Source organism: Hylemonella gracilis ATCC 19624 (genome assembly GCF_000211835.1).
Lineage (GTDB): Bacteria > Pseudomonadota > Gammaproteobacteria > Burkholderiales > Burkholderiaceae_C > Hylemonella > Hylemonella gracilis.
Genome location: NZ_AEGR01000113.1, coordinates 1 through 516, shown reverse-complemented (window position 1 = coordinate 516; position 516 = coordinate 1). Strand labels below are relative to the sequence as shown.

Genomic DNA, 516 nt, shown 5'->3' with positions numbered 1-516 from the left:
GCCCTGGTTGAGCAAGCCCGTATCGGAGTGAATCACCGCGTCCTTTGCGGCGATGGCGCCGGTGGAGGTGTTGACGATGTTCGCGGCCGCGAGGTTCAACCCTCCACCCGACTGCAACGTGCCACTGTTCGTGACTGCGCCCGGCGTGACCAGATCCAGGCTGTTCAGGGCTTGCAGCCTGCCCTGGTTATCCAGCGACTGCGCTCGAATCAGAACGTTCGTTCCATCGACCGAGCCCTGGTTGAGCAAGCCAGTGTCGGAGTGAATCACCGCGCCCTTTGCGGCGATGGCGCCGGTGGAGGTGTTGACGATGTTCGCGGCGGTGAGGCTCATGTCTCCGTCCGCCTGCAACGTGCCACTGTTCGAGAAAGCACCCGCCACGGCGACGTCTGCAGTGTGACGCACCTGTAGCTTGCCCTGGTTGTCCACCGTCTGCGACTCCAGCGCCACGCTCACGCCATCGACCAAGCCCTGGTTGAGCAAGCCCGTATCGGAGTGAATCACCGCGTCCTTTGC

General features: G+C 63.4%; 1 protein-coding gene. It reads right to left on the bottom strand.

All coding sequences use genetic code 11. From position 1 onward, the window contains the following. Window positions 1-504, bottom strand: a 504-nt coding sequence (locus tag HGR_RS16615; RefSeq protein WP_138922581.1) for a hypothetical protein, incomplete at its 3' end; no start/stop codon positions are given. Between the last annotated feature and the right edge of the window lie 12 nt (window positions 505-516).